The following is a 7,848-nucleotide window of genomic DNA, read 5'->3' as shown; positions in this document are numbered from 1 at the left end:
CACGCCCTAATGTTTTACTAAAAAAATCGGTAATACTTTCTATCTTTTACTTGAAAATATATAAAAATCAGGTATCATTGTGCGTCTAAAGGGCCCATAGCTCAGTTGGTTAGAGCAGAGGACTCATAATCCTTTGGTCGTAGGTTCAAGTCCTACTGGGCCCACCATATTTTAAATCAGGCTTGTTCGCAGCGATGCGGCAAGCCTTTTTTTATGGGGATTTTAGAAGTTTCGGAATATATAGGTATATGGCGAACTATATAGAATATTGGTATATTTGTTGGTATAGATTATACCAACACGGAGATATACCAACATGCCATTAACTCATACTATTATCAATAAATTAGCTCCAAGCGAAAAATGCACCCCCAGCCGGCCTGATAAGCACAGTGACGGTGATGGTCTACAGCTGTGGGTAAGACATACAGGTAATAAGGTTTGGGTCAGCGCTTATCGCTGGCAAGGTAAACAGCAGTCACTCACTTTAGGTAAATACCCAATAATCACATTACAACAAGCACGACAGCGTAACCTAGAAATAAAGCAGCTTATTAGTGAAGGTATTAACCCAAAAGACAAGAAAAAAGAAAAGCGCGCTGAGCAAGATGGCTCGAGGCTTTTTGATAGTATTGCACAGACTTGGTATGCAGACCGTAAAACCTTTTTAGCGCCAAGTACATTTAGTCGCAACTATTCAGCTTACACACGTGACGTTAAACCAGTTATCGGTCATAAACTAATCGACGACATTACATCGCCTGATATTTTGACGATTGGTAAAAGTATCGAGGCACGCGGCGCTAATGAAATGGCTCGCCGCATAATGGCAGAAGTAGGACAGATATTTAAGCATGCTATTCGTATAGGTGTGGCTACCTCAAACCCAGCAGCAGATTTATCAGCGGCCATTAAACCGCATAAAACTAAAAATCATAGTCGCATTACTTCGAAAGAGTTGCCAAAACTCTTACAAGATATCAATGACTACACTGGGCATATCACAGTCAAATTAGGCTTATGGTTTCTATGCTACACATTCGTACGTACCAATGAGCTTAGGTTCATGGAATGGTCAGAGATAGCTTGGAACGATAAAATTTGGCGTATACCTGCAGACAAAATGAAGATGGATAGACCTCACATTGTGCCTCTTGCACCACAGGTCATAGATATATTAAAACAAATTAAAGAGCTGAATTTTTCAGAGCAGTATGTATTCTACAACCCTTCAACTCGCAAACCTTACAGCCAAAATGCTTTTATTAACGCTTTATATCAAATGGGCTATAAATATAAAATGACGGGACATGGATTCCGAGGACTGGCGAGCACTATACTTCATGAACAAGGCTTTATGCATGAAGCCATTGAGTTACAACTTGCCCATGAGCAAGAAAATAAAATTAGTAAAGCCTATAACGGCGCTCAGCATTTAGATTACCGTCAAAAGATGATGGATGAATGGGCGGATTATGTAAGCTCTTTAAAATAAGGGGTGTAATGTTTGTATGCCCAACAAAACCTCAGGTCTTTAAAATGACAAATACAGGTAAAAATATGAATTATAATAAAGAGTTATTTTATACTTTAGACGAAGTAAGGGAATTACTTCTCAAAACAGAAGACCGCTCATATAGTAAAGACGAAAGTATTGTACGTTTGATCCACACTGATCGTCTAACACCATATATAAGCTATAGCGGTCCAGTCGATATTGTAACAGAGGCAGAAGATGTTCCAGAAAAAAGTATAAAAGAAATCACAGATAGCTTATATCACACTATCAGCACTCAAATGTGCAACCTGGAAATTGGAGAAACAATCCACCCTCATGACTATGATTCAAGTACAAGTCTGAGAAACACAAAGCGCTTTATTGAAAAACTTTTATTCAGTTTAAATGCTAAGCGAGCTACAAAGAATCTCGGAGTATCTATACTAGTTGAAGGGGTCTTCAGATTGCTACCTTTAAGTGTCACATATCTAGGAGGCAATTTAGAGGTCAGTCTAGGACCCAAAATGTTTATACCTGAAAAAATTGAGGCTGATTTTGGTGATAAAGATCTCAATAATGATGAAATCAAAAATATTTTAGGTTATACCTTATCGCCTATTAATAAAGATGATTATGAACTTATATTCTTAAAAAATGACTTACAGTACATTATAACAGTTATTGAAAGTAGTCATGAACTTCCAAAATTGAGAAATAGTTTATCTGATACAAACAGAATAATTAGTCAAAAAAACAAAGAAATAGAAATACTTAGAAAAAAACTTGATAAATCTCAGTCTCAACAGACAAAAAATGATGTCAAAGATAGTGCCTACTCATTAATATTAGTTCTTAAAGATTTGTTACTAAATCCTGATATCTCTGCATATCATTTTAAAAGTGAAAGCCCTAAAAGCACAGGTAAGCCAACTCAATCTGGTTTAATTCAACATATTGTAGATGAAAATATTCCGAAACTTGGTCAAAGAAATATTGAAGACATTTTTGCTGATGCAAATGAGCGTTATAAACGCTAACATTAGCAACTTGCGATTTAGTGATCGCAAATTGCGATGACATTCTTATCTTATTTTACTATATTCCATACGTACCGCAGCATGTCGCTGCAGTACACATGGAGAAATAAAATGACCGATCAATATAACGATAATGACTGTAACGCGTCACTAAAAAATGAGTCAATTAGTACGCTACCGATCCAGGGCATGTCACGAGCAAAAACTATCCTTCCTTTTTTACCATTTTCGAGAACGACTTTACACCAGTGGAGTCGTGATGGTAGGTTTCCTGCCAGCATAAGACTGTCTCCAACCGTAGTGGCCTGGCGAAACTCTGAGGTTCTAGAATGGATTGAGAGCCATTCTACGTTTTCTAATGATAAGGAGGCATAGTCATGAGTAAAAACAACAAGGTTACACCTCCTGAGGCAATTGATGAGCAATCAGTTGACCCAATAAAAAAGCTGAGCATCCTGCCAGATGCTCAGCCTTCGAAGAGTACTAAAGATGACATTGACCAGCCATCATTAGATATTTTATCACAAAATGTGCCGAAAATTAGCTCAGAGGAAGCAAAAGCTATTATTAACAATATAGCTAAATTACCAGAGCTAGATTATCAGCTAGCACGAATTGATACTGCTAAGTTTTTAAATGTAACATTAAACGCATTTGATAAATTGGTCAAGAATGTAAAAAATGAGCTAGATGAAAACACTCAAAGTTTAGTCGTTGATACTAAGCCAAGCTCAGAACCAGTATTAGATATTGCTTTAATAGTTAGTCTAATATATCAGATACTAGAGGATCACATCGCTTGCACTGATGCAGTTAAAGTTTCTGCTACGTTATGGATATTAATGACATGGCTCGTACCAGCAAGTGATGTGTTGCCGATAGCTTGGATCAATGCTCCAGAAAAACGCTGCGGTAAAAGTACGCTATTAACATTAATGAGCCTTTTGAGCAAAAAGTCGCTGTCAACATCTAATATCACAAAATCAGCTTTGTATCGTTGCATTGAAGCTTATACACCAACGTTATTTATTGATGAAGTTGATACTTTCATTAATGATGATAAAGAAATGCGGGGCATACTAAATGCAGGGCACAGTCTTGAGCATTCTAAGGTTTTACGCTGTGTTGGAGATGATAATAAGCCAGTAGCGTTTAATGCATATGGTGCTAAAGCAATCTCAGGTATTGGCAAAATCCCTGGCACATTAATAGATCGATCAATATCTCTAACTCTGCGTCGTAAAATGAAAAATGAGTCAAAAAAACGGCTTCGTGAATTACCTATAGACGTCACTAAAACTATCCAGTCTCAGCTTGCAAGATGGTCTGATGATAATATGTTAGCGGTAAAAGCAGCAAAGCCAGTGTTACCTCCTCATATCAATGATCGTGCACAAGATAACTGGGAAATACTTCTAAAAATTGCACTAGTACTTGGTGATGACTGGCTAGAGCAGGCTTATAAAGCTTGTATTGAAATATCGGGTTTAGAAAGTGAAGAACCAAGTTTAAATGAGCAGCTATTAGCTGATATTCAAACCGTTTTTAATCTACATGGGACAGACAGACTTTTGAGTAAGAATTTGCTGGCAGGATTATGTAGAGACCCAGAGATGATCTGGTCGACTTTAAATCATGGTAAACCTATCACCCTACGGCAAATAGCTAAACGATTGAGTGGATTCAAAATTTCATCTAAAGATATGAGGACGCGTGACCTACGCGGTAACGAAGCGCGAGGTAAAGGTTACGATGTTAGAGACTTTGAGGATGCCTTTTCACGTTATCTATCACATTTACTATAGATTTTAGAGCATATACGAGAGACTGAAATCTGTTTGATACAGGTTTCGGTTCTTTTATTTTATTTAATCCAATTGTTTAGCACTGATAATCCATCCGGAAAATCAGAACACTTCTAGATACAGATTAACTGCTAAAATCCTTATCGAATTATTAGTTTAACAAGTTTATTTACCTTTATGGTGTTTTTCAGCATAGCTCATAACGCTTATATCTAAACCTTTACCTAACTCTGAGCATAAATTACTCTTAAACGGAAAGAATCAGGCTCATCAGCAATACTTGAACAGTGGTATATAAATGCATTCTAATTATTTAGTAGAGTCTCAATAGCATCTGATATATAAGCTACATCCCCCAATGACAGACTTTGACTCTTTACCATTCCAACAATCAAACCGTTAGTATTTCGATCTTCAATCAGTTGATAAATTGGCTTACCTGTCTTTGACATCATCATATTTGTTTCAGAGTCATCTATCTCGCCTACTTGAATTAACTTGAATGCATTCACACACTTAAATAGTCTTTTAACATCTGTTACATCTATACCGATAATAGTGCTTGAAGAATTTACATTAAGCAGTTCAACGACATCACTTACTTCATCTAGCTGAAACTTAATAACCGCCTCTATAATATCTAAGCTTTCATGGTCGTGGTCATCTGTTTGTAAACCTAATAAAACATCAACCTCTGCTTTCTCTTTCAGCTCAAGTAGCGCCTGCTCATCCCAGTCATCACTGATGATAAAACAGGCAATAATAAATGCAAAGAACATTAATATCACTTAATTGACGTTTTACCACTATTTTATCAATGCTACTTGGTGATGATTTACTCTCTCTAGTGAAGAACAACGCCAATACACTGGTTACTATCTTATTTCGTGCTTTGTGTGTATCAATTACTGTTTGTTAGTCTTGGTCTGCCCATGACAGAAGCTATCATATCAGAGCGTCTTGTGATAGCTCAGAGGTAACAAATTTGAATAAGTTAGCTGTGGTCATTCTGACTCCTTGATTACATTAGAAAAATATATCTGTTTTTTAGTACTTTTGGCAAAATGCTTGATCAACTATTTTGTATATAATTCCATCCCGCTTTCTAAACGCTTAAGAATAGCTTTTTTTAGCTCTAGCGGTTCAACCACTACTGCCAACTGCGACATACTTACTAGCCAATCTTGCAGACGCTGAGTATTCGCAACCGTTGCGTGCACTTCATTCCAAGTGTCATTGATAACCGTAATCGTTTGAGTAGATGATAACGGCCGCTCATATAAATGCTGGCAGGCATATTTTTGCACCTTTAGAACCAGTCCGATTTCTAAACAATTATTCAATTCCAACTTTCCTAGCTTACGTAGATTCTCAAGAGTTAAAGCATTGCGCTCTACCCAGTCCGGTACCGACTGCTCTGTTACTTCAGCTGCTTCAATACGATTAACCGCAAAATTACGGTGCGCCTTTAATAAGACATTATCATCGATATGATCGTCCGTTGGATCAAACCCAGTGAGGTACATCATATTGTCAATAAAAACGAGCCCTTTAGGATAGATTACTCTGACGGCAGGATTGTTACGCCATTTATTTTGATAGCTAATTTGAAGCTGCTTGTTTTGCAACAACGCGTGATGAATGCTAGCCAGCACGTCACTATCAAGCTTTGGTGCTTGTACGATACTAGGCAGAATAATGAGATGGTCTTTCCACTGCCCCAGACTACTTTGATTGAAGCTGTACTTGTCTTGGCGATCTAACTGGTTCAACTTATCGCTAATACTTTGCTTAAAGGGTGCTGGTAAGTAGTTGGCGGTATAGTTAGCAAGCATTTGCCAAAAGAATACCGTTTGCTCATTGATGATATCGATACTAAAACTTGGCTCAATATAAAACCGTGCGGTCTTGCCGCTGATATTCTGACTCCAAGCTGGCAACCTGATTAAAGCATCGCTATGGAAAATATCGGTAAATATTTGATTGAGACTTGTTAGGTCGTTCTCTAAGTTTTTGCGCTCGTTTGTGTAATGATCAGGGTTATCACCATAAACGTTCATTAGCTCTGTGAGCGATATTGCCTTGTCTTTACTACGTGGCAAACGCTGATAGAGCGCAAACAGACGGGTTGATTTGTTGTAGGTTGCTATTGGGTATGTAGACATATGAGCTACTCTATAGGTTATTGAATCTATCAAATTTTCATCTTAGAAATGAACTGTCATAAGACAATTATTCAAACCGTACCACAATGGCTGTACCGTTATCATAAGCATTGCCATCAGAGTCATAAACTTGCTGTCTAAGCGTCTGTAGCCACTCTTGTAAATCCGTTTGATTATCGATAAGCGCCCATTCATTACTTGGCACTAAGTCATGAATACCGTCAGTACAGACAACGAGACTATCGCCCGATTGCACGTGAAGGTCTGTTTTGTACTGTTAGGTGGCTCGCTGCTTGGGTCATCGCTATTCACTGCCAATGCAAAGCACTCAGTAATACTATACAAGCTTCCAGCCATACCTGTGCGATTGTACTCCGTAAACTCTACTTGGCGATCTTCATCTTTCGCTTGCTCATCTACCAGCTCATTCAATAGATTATGATCACGAGTTAAGCACTGCCATTCATTCTCATATTTACCTAGCTTATATACGCGGCTATCACCAACATGCCTGATGTTTATATTGATTGAATTGTCATCCTTTAATGTGCCGACAATCATGGCGAGGGTTGCTGCAGCGCCATAGCGTTTTTTTGCATGCTTTGTTTGACTCAGTTGTTGATACATACGATCTGAGGTCATGTTTTGGACGTTTGCTTGTTTGTCATCCCATAGCGCTTTAATTGCTTTGACCACTGCCTTTGAGCAGTGCTGTGACTGGTTAGAGCTGGCAACGCCGTCTGATACAGCAAGACAAAATGGCGCTTGTACTGATGTCACTGCCATCACCCCTAAATCCTCTTGATACCAATGGTCTAAAAAGAAAAATGCGTCTTGTTGGAGGTTGTTTCTAGCATTGCCTTTAAAGGTGATAGCGCAGGCGTGAGCTATCGCTCTAGTGTAAGGAGCGTATTCATCAATTAAAGCCGCTGTCATATTCATTCGCTTACTATTTATTATCATTAAGACAAGTATAGTAGACTGCCTAGTGATTTATTTTCTAGGTTATGTACTATTCTAAATTCAATTGTTTGTCTCAATATAATGGTGATTAATTGTTAAGCGGGTTATTTTGTAAGGACTATGAATGTATTTTATATAAAATATACTGACTTCTATCAGTACATACAGATTAGGCGAACTCTACTGCTTAGGTGTTAATATCATCATTTTTTGGGGTGTGCTATTATTAGCTTTAGTAGAACAAAGAACGGTGTGTTTAGCATAACCGAGCACAAAAAAGCGCTGCTAAGTCATTTCTGATTTGACTTAGCAGCGCTTTTAAGGTTTTACGAAATACTCAGGTGGTATGTGTGCTATTGGGGTTTGATAAAACTCTGGGT

Annotated in this window: 8 protein-coding genes and 1 tRNA gene; 5 read left to right on the top strand and 4 right to left on the bottom strand. The window is 37.9% G+C overall.

Annotation, left to right across the window (positions count from 1 at the left end):
- Nucleotides 1-90: 90 nt before the first annotated feature.
- The 5 genes from CXF58_RS04715 to CXF58_RS04695 all read left to right on the top strand — a co-directional run bounded on the left by CXF58_RS04715 (nt 91) and on the right by CXF58_RS04695 (nt 4,340).
- Nucleotides 91-167, top strand: a tRNA-Ile gene (locus CXF58_RS04715).
- Between the two features lie 149 nt (nt 168-316).
- Nucleotides 317-1,495 (top strand): tyrosine-type recombinase/integrase, encoded by a 1,179-nt coding sequence (locus tag CXF58_RS04710; RefSeq protein WP_025650692.1) that lies wholly within the window; start codon nt 317-319, stop codon nt 1,493-1,495.
- A 44-nt stretch (nt 1,496-1,539) separates the two neighbouring features.
- Nucleotides 1,540-2,535, top strand: a complete 996-nt coding sequence (locus CXF58_RS04705; protein WP_143007416.1) for a hypothetical protein — start codon at nt 1,540-1,542, stop codon at nt 2,533-2,535.
- A gap of 36 nt (nt 2,536-2,571) precedes the next feature.
- The gene (locus CXF58_RS14125; RefSeq protein ID WP_320157874.1) at nt 2,572-2,910 is read left to right on the top strand and encodes a helix-turn-helix transcriptional regulator; all 339 of its coding nucleotides are present in this window, start codon (nt 2,572-2,574) and stop codon (nt 2,908-2,910) included.
- 2 nt (nt 2,911-2,912) lie between these two features.
- Nucleotides 2,913-4,340 (top strand): DUF3631 domain-containing protein, encoded by a 1,428-nt coding sequence (locus CXF58_RS04695; protein ID WP_025650695.1) that lies wholly within the window; start codon nt 2,913-2,915, stop codon nt 4,338-4,340.
- 305 nt (nt 4,341-4,645) lie between these two features.
- Here CXF58_RS04695 and CXF58_RS04690 read toward each other — a convergent pair whose 3' ends face one another.
- From CXF58_RS04690 to CXF58_RS04680, 4 genes are all read right to left on the bottom strand, one after another.
- The gene (locus tag CXF58_RS04690) at nt 4,646-5,119 is read right to left on the bottom strand and encodes a hypothetical protein (RefSeq protein ID WP_025650696.1); all 474 of its coding nucleotides are present in this window, start codon (nt 5,117-5,119) and stop codon (nt 4,646-4,648) included.
- A gap of 297 nt (nt 5,120-5,416) precedes the next feature.
- Entirely contained in the window at nt 5,417-6,505 is a 1,089-nt protein-coding gene (locus tag CXF58_RS04685; protein ID WP_025650697.1) for a helix-turn-helix transcriptional regulator, read from the bottom strand.
- A gap of 67 nt (nt 6,506-6,572) precedes the next feature.
- Complete coding sequence (locus CXF58_RS14010; protein WP_227502337.1) at nt 6,573-6,761, bottom strand: hypothetical protein; 189 nt, start codon at nt 6,759-6,761, stop codon at nt 6,573-6,575.
- Nucleotides 6,710-7,441, bottom strand: coding sequence for a protein phosphatase 2C domain-containing protein (locus CXF58_RS04680; protein WP_025650698.1), 732 nt, complete (start codon nt 7,439-7,441; stop codon nt 6,710-6,712). The genes CXF58_RS14010 and CXF58_RS04680 overlap by 52 nt, the downstream gene beginning before the upstream one ends.
- Between the last annotated feature and the right edge of the window lie 407 nt (nt 7,442-7,848).

Origin of the sequence: Psychrobacter sp. Sarcosine-02u-2, from assembly GCF_002836335.1 — a bacterium.
GTDB lineage: Bacteria > Pseudomonadota > Gammaproteobacteria > Pseudomonadales > Moraxellaceae > Psychrobacter > Psychrobacter faecalis.
This window is presented reverse-complemented; position numbering and strand designations above follow the sequence as displayed.

What these genes read in the sequence shown, in the direction of transcription:
- CXF58_RS04680 (WP_025650698.1), bottom strand. Translation starts at nt 7,441, where the DNA reads ATGACAGCGGCTTTAATTGATGAATACGCTCCTTACACTAGAGCGATA.
- CXF58_RS04685 (WP_025650697.1), bottom strand. Translation starts at nt 6,505, where the DNA reads ATGTCTACATACCCAATAGCAACCTACAACAAATCAACCCGTCTGTTT.
- CXF58_RS04695 (WP_025650695.1), top strand. Translation starts at nt 2,913, where the DNA reads ATGAGTAAAAACAACAAGGTTACACCTCCTGAGGCAATTGATGAGCAA.
- CXF58_RS14125 (WP_320157874.1), top strand. Translation starts at nt 2,572, where the DNA reads ATGACATTCTTATCTTATTTTACTATATTCCATACGTACCGCAGCATG.
- CXF58_RS04690 (WP_025650696.1), bottom strand. Translation starts at nt 5,119, where the DNA reads ATGTTCTTTGCATTTATTATTGCCTGTTTTATCATCAGTGATGACTGG.
- CXF58_RS04710 (WP_025650692.1), top strand. Translation starts at nt 317, where the DNA reads ATGCCATTAACTCATACTATTATCAATAAATTAGCTCCAAGCGAAAAA.
- CXF58_RS04705 (WP_143007416.1), top strand. Translation starts at nt 1,540, where the DNA reads ATGACAAATACAGGTAAAAATATGAATTATAATAAAGAGTTATTTTAT.